The sequence below is a fragment of the Pseudarthrobacter sp. NPDC058119 genome, assembly GCF_042884655.1.
Lineage (GTDB): Bacteria > Actinomycetota > Actinomycetes > Actinomycetales > Micrococcaceae > Arthrobacter.
The window spans coordinates 230145-247270 of record NZ_JBHVTN010000003.1; the positions used below are offsets into that span (position 1 = coordinate 230145).

Below are 17126 nucleotides of genomic sequence, written 5' to 3' on the forward strand. Positions count from 1 at the left end.
GCATGCCACAGGTACGCGCCGAACGCTTGATCCGCATCGACCCGGAGACTGCGTTCGCCTTCTCCCAGACCACGGGGGACTTCCGGCTCAAGTGGGACCCCTTCATTTCCGCCCAGGGCTTCCTTGACGGAGCACGGGCGCCGGGAAAGGGCGTCCGCACCCGCACCAGGTCGCGCCTTGGCCTGGCCATGGTGAGCCAGTACGTCTCCTATGCACCGCCCAGGAATGTCGGGATGACCATGGTGTCCGGCCCGTGGTTCTTCACGAACTTCGGCGGCGGCTGGCGGTTCACCGCGGACGACGGCGGCACCCGGGCAGTCTGGAAGTACACCTTTTCCTGCCGCCCGGCGTTGCTCCGGCCCGTCATGGAGTGGATCGGCAGCCGGCTGCTGGGCTACGAGATCGAACGGCGGATCGCAGCCTTTGCCCGTGCCTGCGAGGATGAGGGCCTGGTGGTGGAATTCCGTGCGCTGGGAACTGGTCCGGGGCACAACCGCCCTGGCACTGACCCGCAGTACACCTAGGGAACCGTTATGACCGCCACGGCCCGCTGGGCGCCGTCGCGCAGTTCGACACTGGAGATGCTGCCCAGCTGGATGGGGGTGGCACCGGTGACCTTGACCTTCCCGCTGGGGGTGGCGGTCCAGGCGCAGGCCCGGTCCTCCGCGCCGGCCCGGTCCCGCACCCAAAGCGACAGCGTCCCCTCCTCCGGCAGGCTGCTGCCGCTCACCGCCAGCTCGGTCCCCCAGGTCTTCCGGGCCATGTCGATGTTCACCTGGAGCCCACCGCCGGAGGCCACGGAGTAGGTGGCATCCGGCTGCGGCGGCCTGGCAAGCAGCGGCCCCACGGCCAGCCCCACCGCGAGGCAGGCAGCGGCAACAGCACCCGCCAAGGCCACCCATCGCCGTCGTAATGTCCTTCGGCGGCGCGCCAGTTCGCTGAAGAGGCGTGCCGGGGCGCCGGCATCCGCGCCCTCCCTTCCGCCGGGAGCGGCGGTAAGCGCCACAGCGTCGGGGACGGGGAGGGCATCGAGGAGCATCGGGACTTTCTCCAGCACGGCAAGCTCTTTGCGGCAGGCGGAGCAGCCCTGGAGATGTTCTTCGAAAAGGCTGAGGTCGGCGGCGTCGAGGCCGCCCAGCACATAGGCGCCCAGCAGGTGGTGCGGGTTGGGAGTCACCGTTCCACCCCCATCTCGTCCAGGATGGTGCGCAAAGCCCGGAGCGCATAGAAGGCGCGGGATTTGACCGTGCCGCTGGGGATGTTGAGCTGGACAGCCGCCTCGTTGACCGTGAACCTGCGGTAATGCAGGGCCACCAGGACGTCCCGGTGTTCCTTGCTCAAGCGCAGCAGGGCCTCTTCCATCAGGACCCGGTTCAGCAGCTCGTCAACGCGGCCCATCACCCCGGCGGGGTCCGTGAGGCTGCTTTCCAGCGCCTCATGCGGGCGGCGCTGGCTCCGGCGGTAGTTGTCGATCATGATGTTCCTGGCTGTGCGGTACAAGTAACTGCGGAAGCTGCCGTTGACCTCCGGGGCGTGCTGCCAGACGCGGAGCACGGTTTCCTGCACCACGTCCTCCGCAAGCTGCGGATCCCTGGTGGCGCTGAGCACGAAGCGGCGCAGGGCGCTGCCGTGTTCACGGTAGATGCCCTCCACCACGTTGTCGTCGAGCGGCATCCCGCTCCTCCCGTCACTGCCAACACCACTGCCCTGCACTGCCGCCGGGAACGCCACGGCATCCTGCGCTCCCGGCTGTTACCACGACGGAAAGCAGGAAACGGTTCAACCGCCGGGCGCGAAAGCGCACCTGTGAACCATTCTTCACCCGGAGGCGTCGTAGGGGTTAGCGCGGTGGTCCAGCGCCGGGCGACCCGCGAAGCGGCACACCCAAGCACGGGCGCAGCCAGAAGAGATACCCAAGGAGCACATCATGAAACACCATCTCGGGGCAGGCTTTGCCATCCTGGCCCTGGCGGCAGCCCTCACCGGCTGCGGCAGCAGCACCGGGACCACGCCGGCGGCCTCAAGCCCGGCCGCGGTGGGCTCAAGCAGTTCCGCCGGAACTTCTTCCGCCAGCCCCTCCGGATCGTCGGCGTCGCCGTCGCACGCAAGTTCCGCCGTCGACCTTAAAGCAGCGTCCTCGACCGCAGGCAGCATCGTGGTGGATGCGAAGGGAATGAGCCTCTACTTCTTCACCAAGGACACCAAGGACTCCGGCACCAGCGCCTGCACCGGGTCCTGCCTGGTTTCGTGGCCGCCGTTGACCACCACTTCGGCTGCACCCACGGCAGAAGGAGTGACCGGGAAACTGGGCACCATTAACACCCCGGACGGCAAGAAGCAGGTGACGTTGAACGGCATGCCCCTCTACTACTTCGCGAAGGACACCAAGCCGGGCGACACCCTGGGCCAGGGCGTGGGCGGCGTCTGGTACCTGTCCGATCCGTCGGGCGCCATGATCAAGGCTGCCGGACAGGGATACTAGCAGCGCCGTCCGGCAGGATCCGTCCGGCGGGGCCTACTTCAGCGGAACGTCCGAGGCCTTGCCCGGGAGCGGGATGTCGGTGGGCAGCGGAACGGGCAGTTTAGGGCTCTGTTCCAGCCCCTTCCGCACCTCTCCCGGAACCTCGGTGGGCAGTGCCGGCGAAGCCGGGACCTCCGCAGGCTTCTGCGGGGGCGTTCCGTGGGCGGGCGCAGTTTCCTGCCGTGTTGGCACGCTCGACGGCGCCGCGGCGGCAGGTGCGGAAGCGGGCGCGGGTGCCGGTGGGACGGCATCCGCGCTGCTGGTTGCCGGAGGCCGGGGCGCCGCCGGCGCGGGCACCGGAGCCTGCGTGCCGTTGTTGCCGACAGGGGCCGCGGTTGAGCCCGTCACGAAAGAGGTGACGGCGTGGTTCAGCTGGGAGATGGAGTCCCGGAACCCCTGGTCGGAGGCGGCGGCCACCGCGCCGCCTGCCGCGAGCGAGGCCGCCACGGAAAGCGTGGTGAGGGTGATGCGGCGCTTGGCCCGGCGGCGGGCGGCCAATTGGTCAACCGGCTGTTCGGCAGCGGGCTCCGGGGCGGTCCCGGCGGAGGGAAGCGCAGTGGTGGCAGTGGGAAGCGCGGTGGTAGCGGGTGCGCCCACCGGAAGCACCGTGGTGGCGGCTGCTGAGGGGCCGGCCATCAGCGCGGCGATGTCGGCTGAGGGTGCCGGGGCCCCAGCCGCCAGGGCGCGCAGGTCGAGCAGTGCGTCGCGGAGCTGGCCGTCACCGTCCATGCCTGCCTCCAGCAGAAGCTGGTCAACGGCACTGTCGTTGCGGGATCCTGCGGTATCACTCATGATGTGCCTGGTTTCTCTTGAGCGTTTGTGCCTTGAGGTTCTGGAGGGCCCGGCGCTGGAGCTGCTTGATCGCTCCGGCGCTCTTGCCCATGATGTCGGCCACCTGCTCGATGGACAGGTCCGCCACGATGCGAAGGGCCAGGACCTCCTGGTGTTCTTCGCTGAGGCCTTCCAGCATGGCCTCGGCACCGGCGGTCAGTTCCACGGCGTGGTCCTCCGCGGACGGGGTGGTCCGGGCGTCATGCTGGGGGTCGTAGGGGGTCAGCTGGGGCCTGCGTTCCAGCCGGCGGTAATGGTCCACCATGCGGGCGTGGGCGATTGAGAAGATCAGGGACTTTGCGCCCTGCAACCCACCGGTGAGGGTGCCGATCCGGGGGTAGAAAGCCATGAACACGTCCTGGGTGACGGCCTCGGGATCATCCAGGCCGCGTGCTTTGAGGTACCCCTGCACCGGGCCCGCGAAGCTTCGATAGGCAGCAGCGAACAACGCGGCCGGATCAGTTCCGGCTGCGTTGTCGAATATGTCGATCTCTTCTTGGGCCAAAGTGTCCAGCACCAGCGGCTCCTCCATCCCGGGACCAGGCCCTCGCCTTATCCCGGTTTCCGGTTTGGGCTGCCAATCCCCGTGGTTTCCGGCTGCCTCGTGGCAGGTCTGCCAGGGGCGCTCCCTCAAGCTTTTCCAGCGGCGCGCGTCCCAGCCCGGCTGCCCGGACTGCGGCCGCAGCCGCAGTCCAGACTAGCCAATGAGCCTTAGCGGGCCGAAACCGACGGCGTGTGGACGGTGTTGCCACCCACGGCCGGAACGGCAGGTACAGCGGGAACGGTGTCGGCGCCGTCTACGCCCGGGACGGCCGGAACGGCGGGCACTGCGGGAGCGGACGGAACGGCGGGAACCTCAGGCTTGGTGGCGTCAACGGACGCGGAACCCTTGCCCTCGGCACCGGCCTTGGCTGCGGCGTCGGCCTTGGCCACGACGTCGACGCAGTAGCTCTTGATGTTGGCGTCGCCCTTGGCAGCGATGGACAGCGAGGAGAACGCCTTGGAGGAGGCGTCCAGGCCGCCGTGGGTGAAGGCGGTGCAGAGGCCCAGGGCGGCAGGGCCGGCGGCGTCAACGGCGGTGTTGGCCGTTGCGGAACCGGTGACGTCAGCGCTGGCCTTTTCGTCGGAAGCGTCAGCCGTGGCCGTCGCCTTGCCGGTAGCTTCCGCAGTGGCGTCGGCGCTCTTCAGGGCGTCGGAGACGGCGGCGGTGGCGGTGGGCGCCGGGGTGGCCTGGGCGTCACCTGCTGCTTCGGCTGCAAGCTTGGGGGCCGGTGCACCGAAGAGCTCGTGCGCGGTCTGCTGGGCCTGGGTGGGGAGGACACCGGAAACGGCTGCGGCGCCGGTTCCGCCTACTGCCAGGGTTCCTGCGGCCAGGACTCCGGCTGCGACTTTGCTGGTGGCGAGAACGGTGAATACAGACATTTACTTCTCCAAAACCTAGACAACACATCGGACTGGGCCCGCCGGGCGGACCCATCACTGACTACATCGCCTACGGTTGCGGAAAGGTTACGGCCGGCCGGAAAGTTTTTTCTGCCCCCAATCGCTGGAAGCGTCCAGGATCGCCGGTCCGGCTGTTTCACCGGGCTCCGGCGATCCGCAAAGCCGGGGCACCGGCCGCTTGAGGTTCGGCCGCGCCAGGAACCAGGGCCGCCAACCGCTGGATGTACGGCCCCACTTCCTCGTCGTCCAGCACCAGCAGGTCCGGCTGGCAGCGCAGCCAGCGGGCGTTGAGGGAGGTGATGTTCTCGTGTTCCAGCAGTTCTTCGAACTCGCCGTCGAGCTCCTCGATGCGGCGGACCGCGCGGTTGACCGCACCGGTGTCATCGGTGCCGCCGGCCAGGTAGGACGCTGCCGTTCCGGCGGTCAGCACGGCATAAGCGTCCGCGGCTCGGTTGAAGAGGTCCAGATGGGCGGTGGCCCCCATCCCCGCCATGCCTTCGCGGACCAGCGGGTCGGTGGCGATCCGGCCACCGGCCATGACGGCGTACTGCGCGAAGCCTCCCTCCAGCGCCTGGGCCAGGTAGAAATCCACCAGGCAGCTTCGGACGGCCACCGGGGACATGTCCTCCAGCCGCAGCGCGGCCTTGCGCATGGCGTCGATGATGGCAGCGTTGGCCTCCACCACTTCCTCGTCCCTGCCTCCGATGCTGCTGCTGGTCAGGACGACGGGCTGGTGCGTCATGGTCATGGCGATCCTTGCTGGGCGGTGGTGTTGCTCCGGACGCTTTCACGCTACGACGGCCGGTTCACGGCAGCACCGGGAACGAAATGAACGTCAAGCGAAGTTTTCGGGACCGGCAGGGAAGGCGCCCCGGCGGCATGGGGTTGCCGCCGGGCGAACTAAGATGGATCAGATAACCACCCACCGGACCCGGCTCCGCCGTGGCCTGCCGAAAGTAGCCCCCACATGCCATCCCAACCGGACGAGAGTGCGGACCTGGCAATACAGACACCTGCAATCAACGACCGCTCGCTGGCGGCCGGGCTGGCGTATGCCATGGCAAGCAGGGTCTCGGGCATATCGTTCGACGGCGGCACAGGGCTGATGCTGGGGAAGGTCCGGGGCGGGGCGGACGTTCCATACTCCACCACCGCCAAGCTGGTCCGGAAGGGCGGCGGCTGGAGCTGCACCGTGGGTATATGCAGCTGCCCGGTCCGCAAGGACTGCAAGCACGTGGCAGCCCTGCTGTTCGCGGCCGAGGACAACCCGGCCATCCGGGTGCAGCTGCTGGCCCCGTCCACCTCCACCCAGGTGTCCCGCGCGCCGGCCGCGGCCCTCTCTGACTGGGAGCAGGCCCTCAGCCCCCTGATTTCCCGGCCGGGTTCCGCCCCCTCCACCAACGGGGTTCCGCTGGCCCTGCAGTTCGAGGTGGAGGAACCCCCGCCTCATTTCTCCTACACCGGCCGCAGGGACCCGGTGCGCGGCGTACGCCAGCTCAAGGTCCGGCCGGTCATCCTGGGTGCCAAGGGCAAATGGATCCGGGGCGACGTTTCCTGGAACACCCTGAGCTACCTGAACTTCCGGCGGGAATCGAACCAGGCGCACGTCGAGTGGCTGCAGGAGTTCCTGGCCGGGCATTCGTCCTCCGCCAGCCGGGTGCACAACTCCGCGGGCCTGTGGCTGGGCCTGAACTCGTACGCGGGCAGGAACCTGTGGAGCCTTCTGTCCGACGCCCGGAAGATCGGGCTCGCGCTGGTCCACTCGCGCGGCACGGAGCCGGTCCACATCGCCGGGGCCCCCGCCGCCGTCGGGCTTTCCCTGAGCCGGTACGGTGCCCCGGTGGCGGAGCCGGCCGCGGAAGCCGCCGCGGCAAACGCAGACACGTCCGACGGCGGCCTGGAGCTTTCGCCAACCATCACCGTTGCGGGCGAGGAGGTTGATCCGGCGGCGGTGGGAACGATCGGCCGGCCGGCGCACGGGTTGTTCTTTACCTCCGGGGAGGCCTCGCTGCCGGGCGTGCCGGATCCCAACGGCACCATCACGCTGGCACCGCTGGAAGACGGGCTGAGCGAGGAGCTGCTGGCGTTCGTCACGGCGGGAAGCACGCTGCACATCCCGGCCAGGGATGAGTCCCGGTTCCTGACGGGCTTTTATCCCAAGCTCAAGCAGACCGCCCGGGTCACGGCGCGCGACGAGTCCGTGGAACTGCCCGAACTGGCCGTCCCCACCCTGTCCCTGCTGGCCAACTACGGTGCCGACCACCGGGTACGGCTGCACTGGGAATGGCACTACCAGACCGGGACGCTGGTCACCGCGCAGCCCCTGTGGCGGCACCCGGGCGATCACGGCTACCGCGACGACACCGCCGAGGCCCGCATCCTGGAGGGCATCGGCCGGCCATGGGACGTGGTCCCGGCCCTGGGCGAATCAGCCACGGGCGGCTGGGGCACTCCCCGGCTGGCGGCATCCGCCGAACTGACGGGCCTGGACACGCTGGCATTCACCGAGGAGGTGCTGCCACGGCTGCGGGAAGCCCCGGACGTGGAGGTGGAGACCGTGGGTGACATCGCGGACTACCGCGAGGCTGAGGAGGCACCGGTGGTGTCCATCTCCACCAAGGCCACCGAACAACGGGACTGGTTCGACCTGGGCATCCAGATCTCGCTCGAAGGCCAGCCCGTGTCCTTCGCCGCCGTGTTCTCCGCGCTGGCCGCCGGGCAGACCAGGATGCTGCTGCCCAGCGGCGCCTACTTCTCCCTGGACCTGCCGGAGCTGCACCAGCTGCGTGCCCTGATCGAAGAGGCACGGTCGCTGCAGGACAACAAGGATGCGCCGCTGCAGATCAGCCGCTTCCAGGCCGGCCTGTGGGATGAGCTGGCACAGCTGGGGATCGTGGATGAACAGGCAGCGGCCTGGCGTTCCGCGGTGGGCGGCCTGCTGGAGGGCGGAACGGACGGGCTGCCGCTGCCTGCTTCATTGAACGCCGAGCTGCGGCCGTACCAGCTGGAGGGGTTCAACTGGCTGAGCTTCCTCTACAAGCACGGGCTGGGCGGCATCCTGGCGGACGACATGGGCCTGGGCAAGACCGTGCAGGCGCTGGCGCTGATGTGCGCGGCGAAGGAGCTGGCGGCAGCGGCAGCTTCGTCCCTGGAAACGTCCGACGACGGTGCTGCCGCCGGCTCTGGTGACCCGGACGCCGGTGCCCGGCCCGCCGCCGTCGCGCCCTTCCTGGTGGTGGCGCCCACCAGCGTGGTGGGCAACTGGGCGCTGGAAGCCGCCCGCTTCGCCCCGGGCCTCACGGTCCGGACCGTCGGCGAGACCTTCGGGAAGAGCGGCCAGGACGTGGCGGAGGCACTGGGCGGGGCCGATGTCGTGATCACCTCCTACGCGCTATTCCGCATCGATTACGAGGCCTACGCCTCCCGCCAGTGGAACGGGATGGTCCTGGACGAGGCGCAGTTCGTGAAGAACCACCAGTCCAAGGCCTACCAGTGCGCCCGCAAGCTGCCGGCCGCGTTCAAGCTGGCCATCACCGGCACGCCGCTGGAGAACAACCTGATGGAGTTCTGGGCGCTGACGTCCATCGTGGCGCCCGGCCTGTTCTCCAGCCCCAAGCGCTTCGCCGAGTACTACCAGAAGCCGGTGGAAAAGAACGGCGACAAGGGCCAACTGGAGAAGCTGCGGCGACGGGTCCGGCCGCTGATGATGCGGCGCACCAAGGACCAGGTGATCAAGGACCTGCCGCCCAAGCAGGAGCAGGTCCTGGAAGTCGTGCTCAACCCGCGGCACCAGAAGGTGTACCAGACGCACCTGCAGCGCGAGCGGCAGAAGATCCTGGGACTGATCGAGGACGTCAACAAGAACCGGTTCACCATTTTCCAGTCGCTGACCCTGTTGCGGCAGCTCAGCCTGGACGTGTCGCTGGTGGATCCTGCCTTGTCCGCGGTGCGGTCCTCGAAGCTGGATGTGCTGTTCGAACAGCTCGAGGACCTGGTGGCCGAGGGGCACCGGGCGCTGATCTTCAGCCAGTTCACCGGATTCCTGGGGAAGGTCCGGGAGCGGCTGGACCAGGAGGAGATCGAGTACTGCTACCTCGACGGCGGAACGCGGAACCGGGCCGACGTGGTCAGCGAGTTCAAGAACGGCAACGCGCCCGTGTTCCTGATTTCGCTCAAGGCCGGCGGGTTCGGCCTGAACCTCACCGAGGCCGACTACGTGTTCCTGCTGGATCCCTGGTGGAACCCGGCGTCCGAGGCCCAGGCCGTGGACCGGACACACAGGATCGGGCAGGCCCGGAACGTAATGGTGTACCGGCTCGTGGCCAAGGACACCATCGAGGAAAAGGTCATGGCGCTGAAGACCCGGAAGTCGCAGCTGTTCGCCGACGTCATGGAGGGCGACGCCCTGGCCGGCGGGGCCATCACGGCCGAGGACCTTGCGGGGCTGTTCAAGGAGTAAACGAAGGGCCAAACCTTGGAACTATAAGCCGGCGGTTGCCGGCACCGGTCCAAGGTTTGGCCCTGACTCGAGACTGGGACGCGCCGCGTGACGCGAAAGGGGTATGCCGGGCGCCGCCCCCAGCAGGCGGGCGCCCGGCAGCTTGTGGGAAGTGGAAACTAGACCCGCTGCGGGGAGCCCAGTTCCACCGGATCCTCGTCCATCAGGTAGGCCAGCTCCGAGTGGGCCGCGAGGTCGATGCCGCGCAGTTCGTCCTCGGGCTTGATGCGCAGGCCGCCCATGGTCTTGTCCAGGATCTTCGCCAGGATCCAGGTGACGCCGAAAGAGTACGCCAGCACCGTGATGGTGGCGAGGGCCTGGACGCCCAGCAGTTCGAAGCCGCCGCCGTAGAACAGTCCACTGACGCCGTTCGGGGCCTTGTCCGTGGCGAAGAGGCCGATCAGCAGCGTGCCCAGGATGCCGCCCACCAGGTGGACGCCCACGACGTCGAGCGAATCGTCGAAGCCCAGGCGGAACTTCCATTCGATGGCCAGCGAGCAGACAGCCCCGGCGATCGCGCCGATGGCCAGTGCCCCGAGCGGGCTGACTGCGCCACAGGCGGGAGTGATGGCGACCAGCGCGGCAATGAGGCCCGACGCGGCACCCATGCTGGTGGCCGCACCGTGCCGGACCCGCTCAACAAGGGCCCAGGCCAGCAGCCCGGCGGAAGCAGCAACTGCGGTGTTCAGGAACACCACCGACGCCGACTGGCCGGCGGCGAGTGCGGAGCCGGCGTTGAAGCCGAACCAGCCCACCCACAGCAGGCCTGCGCCCACCAGGACCAGCGGCCGGCTGTGCGGCTTGGCGTGTTCCACCTTGGGCCAGCCGGAACTCTTGCCCAGTACCAGGGCAAGGGCCAGGGCTGCGGCGCCGGCGTTCATGTGCACCGCGGTGCCGCCGGCGAAGTCGATGGCCTTGATGCCGTTGGCGATCCAGCCGCCGACGGTGCTGCCGTCCGCGGAGTCGAACGCGAACACCCAGTGCGCGATGGGGAAGTACACCACCGTGGCCCAGATGCCGGCGAAGACCATCCAGGCGCCGAACTTCATGCGGCCCGCGGCGGCACCGGCGACCAGGGCGGTGGTGACGCAGGCGAAGAACAGTTGGAATGCTGCGAACAGGATGACCGGGATGGACGCGGAGTCGTCCTTGGCCAGCAGCTGCCCCATGCCGGGGAACTCGGTGACGTCACCGATCAGTCCCAGGCCGCCCACGGAGTTTCCGAAGGCCATGGAGTAGCCGAACAGTGCCCACAGCACGGCCACCAGGCTGGCGCCGCCGAAGCACATCATCATCATGTTCAGGATGCGGCGGGACCCCACCATGCCCCCGTAAAACAGGGCCAGGGCGGGAATCATCATGCACACCAGCGCCGAGCTGGCCAAAATCCAAGCGACATTTCCCGAGTCCATGGGAAACCCCTTTCAAGATGCGAAAAGAACGGTTAGTTGCCGTCAGAGCCGTTCCGCCAAGTGGGTCGCGGGTGGAGAAACCACGGCCGGCGGAGGGGCGGCTTTTGCCGTCTGATTCCAATGTATGGCGGCCATTTTTGGGTAGGTTTCGGCTGTGTTAAATGGTGGTTTCAGCCTTCTGCACGCGAGTTTCAGCCGTCACGCGGCGCGCACCAGTAACCTGCGAAAGCAGCGGCTCGCGGATGTGCGCGCCTCAGCGGATCCAGCACTCCGTGCATGTTTGGCCAAATGCGGGGTACGGATGCGTCACGCCAGCCATGCTTTAACTGAGCAGTCGACGCCGGGACCCCGGCTTTGCGGGGGCCGCCGGTGGAAAGAATGCACCACGTGACGGAGACGGCGGACCAGCCAGACCAGGAAGAGGTAGCACTTTTGACCAGCGAGCAATCCCCTGGCCCACAGTCACCCGCCGGAGCAGAGGCCCCCGTCCAGGACTTACGGGTAGGGGTGGTGGGCATCGGCTGGGCCGGCCAGCAGCACCTCAACGCCTACTCGGCACTGGACGGAGTGAAGATCGTCTCGGTGGCCGGCATGGAACAGGACCTGCGCGACTCCCTGCAGGCCGAATACGGCATTCCGAACGCCTTTACCGACTGGGAGGACATGCTGGACCACGGCGGCCTGGACGCGGTCAGCGTGGCGGTACCCACCTTCCTGCACGCCCCGATCGCCATCGCCGCCCTGGAACGGGGCCTCCATGTGTTGAGCGAGAAGCCAATCGCCCGCAACGCCGTGGAAGGCCAGGCCATGGTGGACGCCGCCCGCAAGGCGGGCCGCGTGCTGGACGTCGCCTTCAACCACCGCCGCCGCGGGGACATCAGGGCGCTCAAGGACGTGATCGACGGCGGCGGGCTGGGCCGGCCGTACTACGCGAAGGCCTCGTGGCTGCGGCGTGCAGGCATCCCCACCCTGGGCAGCTGGTTCACCAACCCGGAGCTCGCCGGCGGCGGCCCGCTGGCGGACATCGGCGTCCATGTACTCGACTTCGCTTTGCACCTCCTCGGCGAGCCCAAGGTGGTGGCCGTCTCCGCGGCCACCCATGCCGAACTGGGCCCGCAGGGCCGGGGCGGCGGCAGCCGGTTCTCCGCCCACGCCACCAGCCACGCCTTCGAAGTGGAGGACTTCGCCACGGCGTTCCTCCGGCTGGAGGGCGGCGCCACCCTGCTGGTCGAGGCCAGCTGGGCTGCCTACCGGGAAACCGACGACCAACTGGACTTCACCGTGTACGGGACCGACGGCGGCGCCGAGCTCAGGGTGCACGGGGCACCGTTCCCGCCGGTGGGCCGGCTGCGGGTGTTCACGGACAAGGACGGGGAGTCCGCGGACTACCTGCCCCCGGTCCTGCCGGGCCGCGCACACGATGCAGTGGTGGAGGACTTCGTCACCGCGGTCCGCGGCGGCGACCAGGCCTGGGCCGACCATGACGGATCCCTGGCCCTGTACCGGGCACAGGTCATCGATGCGTGCTACCAGTCCGCACGCGAACAAAGGGAGATTCGGCTCTGATGAACGGCGAACTGCGGATCCTGGTGTGGAACGAAGGCGTCCACGAAGCCAATAACGAGCCATCCCACATCGGGGAGATGTACCCGGGCGGCATCCACGGCGCCATCGCCGGGGGCCTGCGCTCCCACCTTCCGGAGGCGGACATCACGACGGCGGTCCTGGCCGACGCCGACCACGGCCTCAGCGAAGAGGTACTCGCGGAGACGGACGTCCTGTTGTGGTGGGGCCACATTGCGCACGCCGAGGTGGGGGACGCCGTCGTCGAACGCGTCCACCGGCATGTACTGGGTGGGATGGGACTGCTCGTGCTCCACTCGGGGCACTTCTCCAAGATCTTCACCAGGCTGCTCGGGACCAGCTGCTCGCTGGCCTGGCGGAATGACGGGCAGCGCGAACTGGTGTGGACCGTCAAGCCGTCGCACCCCATCGCCGCCGGGGTGGAAAGCCCCATCGTCATCCCGGAGCAGGAGATGTACGGCGAACTGTTCGACATCCCGGACCCGGACGACCTGATCTTCATCAGCTCCTTCGCCGGCGGCGAGGTGTTCCGCTCCGGCGTCACCTTCACCCGGGGCAAGGGCCGCATCTTCTACTTCAGCCCGGGCGACCAGGAGTATCCGGTGTACCACCATCCACAGGTCCGGCGGGTCCTGGCCAACGGGGTGCGATGGGCTGCGCAGCCGGATGTGGTCCGTTCCGCGCCGGCTGTGACCAACCCGGCCCGGGACTGGTTTGACGGGGCAAAACAGCATTGACATCACCCCCGCTGCGGAGCAGATTAGGATCGTCGCACACGAGGTTCGGCAGGTTCCGGACGGGCACACCCCTCCCTGGCGGACCATCCTCCCGGAGCGCCTGCACGCCCGGGTGAACTAAACAACCACTCCTTCCCAGGAGCCTGAAATGCCCGCAATAACGGTCAAGGACCTTGAATCAAAATCCTTTGATGAGCCGGATGAAAAGCGCCGGCCCCCCATGACGCAGGTGGACGTCGTTACCCTCGGCAGCACCACCCTGGGCCGCTTCACCTTCGAACCCGGCTGGCGCTGGTCGGAAACCGTCAAGACGGTGGTCCACACGGACAGCTGCCAGGTCAGCCACCTGGGCGTCTGCGTCGCCGGAACCCTGACCATCGAGTTGGTCGACGGAGGCAGGATGACAATCCATGCCGGCGATGCCTACTCCATTCCGGCCGGCCACGATGCCTGGGTGGAGGGCAGCGAAACCTACGTTTGCTACGAAGTGATGAGCGCCGCAGAGTACGCCAAGCCGGAGTGACCGCCGGGGTCCGCCGCCAACCACCGGGAAAGGGAGGTCCGCAAGGCCCTCCCTTTCCTGCTGCCGCGGCCCTACCGTTGAGGAAACGCAACGATAGGAGAGCAATGAGAGTCACCGTCATCGGCGGCAGCGGCCACATCGGGTCCTTCCTGGTCCCCCGGCTGGTCCGGGCAGGGCACGACGTCACCAACATCAGCCGCGGCACCAGCCAGCCGTACACGGAGTCACCGGAGTGGCAGCAGGTGCACCACGTCACCGCGGACCGGGTGGCAGAGGACCGGGACGGCACATTCGCGGACCGGGTGGCGGCCCTCAAACCGGACGTCGTGGTGGACCTGGTCTGCTTCACCCTGGAATCGGCGGCGTCACTGGTGCAGCGGCTGCGGGGCGAGGTGGGGCACCTGCTGCACTGCGGCTCCATCTGGCGGTACGGGCAGAGCCTGAAGCTGCCCATCAGGGAAGGATCGGATTCCGCCGCACCGCCCTTCGGCGAATACGGCACCCAGAAGAACAGGATTGCCCTGATGCTGCAGGAGGAAACTGCCAGCGGCGGCCTGGCCACCACGTCCCTGCATCCCGGCCACATTGTGGGGCCGGGATGGCAGCCGGTCGGTCCGCTGGGCAACCTCGATCCCACCGTCTGGCAGACGGTCTCCGCGGGGCAGCCGCTCCGGATTCCCGGCAGCGGGGCGGAGCTGATGCACCACGTGCACGCAGACGACGTTGCCCAGGCTTTCGAGCAGGCCATAGCCCGGCGCGAAGCGGCCACCGGCGAGGACTTCAACGTCGTCGCGCCCACCGCCCTGACAGTGCGCGGCTATGCGGACATGGCAGCCGCCTGGTTCGGCCATGCAGCGGTGCTGGAGACGGTTTCGTGGGACCGTTTCCGCGAGAACACTTCCCGCGGGCACGCGGACGCGAGCTGGAACCACCTCTACCGCAGCCAGTGCTTCAGCATTGAGAAGGCAGCGGCCGTACTGGGCTACGCGCCGCGGTACGGACCGGAGCAGGCCATCTTCGAATCCATCCAGTGGCTGGTCGACCACGAACAGCTGCATGTCGCCCGCCCGCTCGGCGTCGCGGCCGCCTGAGCCTCGACGGCCTACCTGGCAAACCGTCGCAGCCTGGCCACCAGCGTGGCGGCGAGCAGCGCCGTCGTTAGCTCCAGGGCAACAACCAGCAGCAGGTCCATGCTGCCGGAGCCGGCTCCAGCGGACGACGGCGGCTGGCCGCCATGCGCATGCCCGGCACCACCGGCGCCGAACAGCAGGGCGGCGTGCAGGGCAGCCATCGCCACGGCAGCGGCGGTGACCTGGTGCAGCGCGCCCACCCGGCCGTGCCGCCAGATGTGGACCGTGCAGGGAACGCAGACGGCGGCGAGCGCCAGCATGAGGACGCTCAGCCACGTGCCGTGCCGCCCGGATGCGGCCAGCCAGACGTGGGCCGCGCAGGAGACGGCGGTAACCACGGCCACCAGCCGGGGATGAAGGACGGGGCCCTTGGCACGCACCCGTCCTGCCGCCGTCGTAGGTCCTGCCGGGACGGCGGCCACGCTAGTGGCAGCCACCGCTGCTGCCCTCGCTGTGGCAGGACGATTCCTGCTTGTTCGGGTTGGCAGGAACGTCCAGGACCGGGCTGCGGTCAAAGAAGCCCTCGGGCCGCAGCTTGAAGCCCACGGTGTCCACGGGCATGATGGGCCAGTCCTCCAACCGGGGGAAGTGGGTCAGGCCAAAGGTATGCCAGACGACGATGTCCTGGCCGTCGATGTCCCGGTCCTGCGCCACGTACGCGGGCAGCCCGGCGCCGCCGGCGTGCTGGTTCACGAAGTCGCCGGTGGGGTACCTCTCGTCCTCGGCGTACCGGGTGACCCACAGGTCCTTCGTGGCGAAGGCGGCGCGGCGGGCGATGGACGATTCCGGGTCCGCCAGCAGCGTGGGCTGGTTCTGCGGGTGCAGCTTGTAGCCCACGGGCTCGCCCAGCCGGTTGCGGGATTCCGGGTTGGAGATGATCCAGGTGCGGCCGGCGCGGGCGTCGGCCTCCCGGACGCCGTCGGATTCCCGGGCCAGGAGGGTGCGCTGCCGGGTGAAGGCGTTGCCCCGTTCGTTGCCGGGGCCCATGGGCTGGCGGACCACGTCCTCCTCCTCGACGCGGTTGGTGAAGCCGTCGACGGCCATGTCCAGCCGGGCGCTGAAGAGGTGCTGGTGGAAGGGTGCGCCCAGGCCCGGGGCAAGCTGCGAGATGTTGTCCGAGCCGCCCTCGGGGAACGCGGAGGTGAAGACGATCCCGGTGGCCTTGGCCTCGAATTCGATGGTGCCGTCCAGGTAGAGGTACCAGTAGAAGCCGTAGTCGTAGTTGCCGATCGTGGTGAAGAAGGAGATCACCAGCCGGCGGTTGCGGCGGGTGTAGGTGACGCCGCTCCACAGGTCGGAGTGCTTGGAGAGGATGCTCCAGTCCTCCTCGTGCATGCAGATGCCATTGCGGATTTCCCGCGGGTTGCCGAACGCATCGGAGATGACGGGGCTGAGGTAGGTGATCTCGCCCAGGCAGTCGCAGCCCAGCTCCAGGGAGTTGGCGTACTGGCCCACCAGGTATTCGCCGGTATCGAAGTAGTTCTGCCAGGACCGGATGGGCGACGGGTCACCGTACGGAACCACCATTTCGGCGATGGACCCGCGGTTGATGATGGACCGCTTCCGGTCGCTGTCCTGGAACGCGAGGTTGTGCAGGACCACGCCTTCGCGGACATCGAAGCCCACGTCCACGCTCCACTTCTCCCACTCCACGTGGTTCCCGCCGGTGACGGTGAAGCTGGGGCCGTCCGGCTGGGTGATGCTGATGGGCTTTTGGGTTTCGCGGATGGGGCCGGTCAGCTCGGGGTCTGTGTAGTTGCCGTGCTCGGCGGGGATGGGCATGGCGCCGAGGTCGATCACCTGGGTGACTTCCCTGCTGACCACGTCCACGTAGGCCACCAGGCCGTCCACGGGGTGCGCCCAGGCGCTGTCCTCCGGGAAGTCCTGGACGAACGCCAGCCCGCGGAGGATCCGGCGCCCCTTTTCCTCCGGGTACTCGAAGGCGCCGGCGGACAGCGGGGCGACGCGGACCTTTTCGACGTCGAGCCCACGGTCCCCGAGCGCCTTGAGCCAGCGTTCGTCCGTGGCCAGGAGGGACTCCACCACCTCGAACTCCTCCTCGAGGACCGGCAGTTCGCCGGTCACGGCGGTGTCGAGTTCGACGGCGGATTCCACCGTCCGGTGCGTCACGGAGACGACGACATCGCGTGGCGCAGCCCCGGAGACGTCGTGGATGAAGACCCGGAAACGGCGGTCCACGGCCCGCGGTTCCGCACCCCGCACCGGATCCAGCAGGCCCAGGTAGGCGATCCGGTGCTGCGGGCCCAGGTGCCCTTCCGCCTGCAGGATGGTGCGGACGTCCAGGATTTCCTCCGCGGCTGCCAGGCGGAAGGCCGATGCGGTTTCGGTTGGTGCAAGAGTCATGGGAAGAGCCTTTGTCCGGGCCGTCGCCGGCCACTGGGTTTATTTTCTATAGTTGTAGAGAATAAACGTCCGTAACATGACTC

At 68.3% G+C, this 17126-nt stretch carries 16 protein-coding genes; 7 read left to right on the top strand and 9 right to left on the bottom strand.

What is annotated here, in order from left to right; genetic code table 11:
* Positions 1 to 2: 2 nt before the first annotated feature.
* Positions 3 to 524 (top strand): SRPBCC family protein, encoded by a 522-nt coding sequence (locus ACFVTD_RS08995; RefSeq protein WP_387561169.1) that lies wholly within the window; start codon positions 3 to 5, stop codon positions 522 to 524.
* Here ACFVTD_RS08995 and ACFVTD_RS09000 read toward each other — a convergent pair.
* Together ACFVTD_RS09000 and ACFVTD_RS09005 are read right to left on the bottom strand one after the other, a co-directional pair.
* On the bottom strand, positions 521 to 1177 hold the full coding sequence (locus tag ACFVTD_RS09000; RefSeq protein ID WP_387561172.1) for an anti-sigma factor family protein: 657 nt from the start codon (positions 1175 to 1177) through the stop codon (positions 521 to 523). The genes ACFVTD_RS08995 and ACFVTD_RS09000 overlap by 4 nt on opposite strands.
* Positions 1174 to 1674 carry a sigma-70 family RNA polymerase sigma factor gene (locus tag ACFVTD_RS09005; RefSeq protein ID WP_387561174.1) on the bottom strand — a complete coding sequence of 167 codons (501 nt, stop codon included), beginning with the start codon at positions 1672 to 1674 and terminating at the stop codon, positions 1174 to 1176. The genes ACFVTD_RS09000 and ACFVTD_RS09005 overlap by 4 nt, the downstream gene beginning before the upstream one ends.
* A 253-nt stretch (positions 1675 to 1927) precedes the next feature.
* Between ACFVTD_RS09005 and ACFVTD_RS09010 the strand changes: the two genes are divergently transcribed.
* Positions 1928 to 2482, top strand: a complete 555-nt coding sequence (locus ACFVTD_RS09010) for a hypothetical protein (RefSeq protein WP_387561177.1) — start codon at positions 1928 to 1930, stop codon at positions 2480 to 2482.
* A 33-nt stretch (positions 2483 to 2515) separates the two neighbouring features.
* On the opposite strand, the gene ACFVTD_RS09015 is transcribed toward ACFVTD_RS09010, so the two are convergent.
* The 4 genes from ACFVTD_RS09015 to ACFVTD_RS09030 form a co-directional block, all read right to left on the bottom strand.
* Positions 2516 to 3313, bottom strand: coding sequence for a hypothetical protein (locus ACFVTD_RS09015; RefSeq protein ID WP_387561179.1), 798 nt, complete (start codon positions 3311 to 3313; stop codon positions 2516 to 2518).
* A complete protein-coding gene (locus ACFVTD_RS09020) occupies positions 3306 to 3884 on the bottom strand; it encodes an RNA polymerase sigma factor (protein WP_387561182.1) in 579 nt (192 codons plus the stop codon). Before ACFVTD_RS09020 ends, ACFVTD_RS09015 begins: the two co-directional genes overlap by 8 nt.
* A gap of 179 nt (positions 3885 to 4063) precedes the next feature.
* A complete protein-coding gene (locus ACFVTD_RS09025; protein ID WP_387561185.1) occupies positions 4064 to 4774 on the bottom strand; it encodes a protein tyrosine phosphatase in 711 nt (236 codons plus the stop codon).
* A gap of 157 nt (positions 4775 to 4931) precedes the next feature.
* A complete protein-coding gene (locus ACFVTD_RS09030) occupies positions 4932 to 5543 on the bottom strand; it encodes a hypothetical protein (protein ID WP_387561188.1) in 612 nt (203 codons plus the stop codon).
* Between the two features lie 219 nt (positions 5544 to 5762).
* On the opposite strand from ACFVTD_RS09030, the gene ACFVTD_RS09035 reads away from it, so the two are divergent.
* Entirely contained in the window at positions 5763 to 9254 is a 3492-nt protein-coding gene (locus ACFVTD_RS09035) for an SNF2-related protein (RefSeq protein WP_387561191.1), read from the top strand.
* Between the two features lie 158 nt (positions 9255 to 9412).
* Here ACFVTD_RS09035 and ACFVTD_RS09040 read toward each other — a convergent pair whose 3' ends face one another.
* The gene (locus ACFVTD_RS09040) at positions 9413 to 10705 is read right to left on the bottom strand and encodes an ammonium transporter (protein ID WP_387561194.1); all 1293 of its coding nucleotides are present in this window, start codon (positions 10703 to 10705) and stop codon (positions 9413 to 9415) included.
* A gap of 432 nt (positions 10706 to 11137) precedes the next feature.
* On the opposite strand from ACFVTD_RS09040, the gene ACFVTD_RS09045 reads away from it, so the two are divergent.
* From ACFVTD_RS09045 to ACFVTD_RS09060, 4 genes are all read left to right on the top strand, one after another.
* The gene (locus tag ACFVTD_RS09045; RefSeq protein ID WP_387561722.1) at positions 11138 to 12271 is read left to right on the top strand and encodes a Gfo/Idh/MocA family protein; all 1134 of its coding nucleotides are present in this window, start codon (positions 11138 to 11140) and stop codon (positions 12269 to 12271) included.
* Entirely contained in the window at positions 12271 to 13026 is a 756-nt protein-coding gene (locus tag ACFVTD_RS09050; protein WP_387561196.1) for a ThuA domain-containing protein, read from the top strand. The genes ACFVTD_RS09045 and ACFVTD_RS09050 overlap by 1 nt, the downstream gene beginning before the upstream one ends.
* Before the next feature lie 148 nt (positions 13027 to 13174).
* Positions 13175 to 13549, top strand: a complete 375-nt coding sequence (locus ACFVTD_RS09055) for a cupin domain-containing protein (protein ID WP_387561199.1) — start codon at positions 13175 to 13177, stop codon at positions 13547 to 13549.
* 104 nt (positions 13550 to 13653) lie between these two features.
* A complete protein-coding gene (locus ACFVTD_RS09060) occupies positions 13654 to 14640 on the top strand; it encodes an NAD-dependent epimerase/dehydratase family protein (RefSeq protein WP_387561202.1) in 987 nt (328 codons plus the stop codon).
* Between the two features lie 11 nt (positions 14641 to 14651).
* On the opposite strand, the gene ACFVTD_RS09065 is transcribed toward ACFVTD_RS09060, so the two are convergent.
* Together ACFVTD_RS09065 and ACFVTD_RS09070 are read right to left on the bottom strand one after the other, a co-directional pair.
* The gene (locus tag ACFVTD_RS09065; RefSeq protein ID WP_387561205.1) at positions 14652 to 15116 is read right to left on the bottom strand and encodes a hypothetical protein; all 465 of its coding nucleotides are present in this window, start codon (positions 15114 to 15116) and stop codon (positions 14652 to 14654) included.
* The gene (locus ACFVTD_RS09070) at positions 15103 to 17043 is read right to left on the bottom strand and encodes a primary-amine oxidase (protein WP_387561208.1); all 1941 of its coding nucleotides are present in this window, start codon (positions 17041 to 17043) and stop codon (positions 15103 to 15105) included. Before ACFVTD_RS09070 ends, ACFVTD_RS09065 begins: the two co-directional genes overlap by 14 nt.
* Between the last annotated feature and the right edge of the window lie 83 nt (positions 17044 to 17126).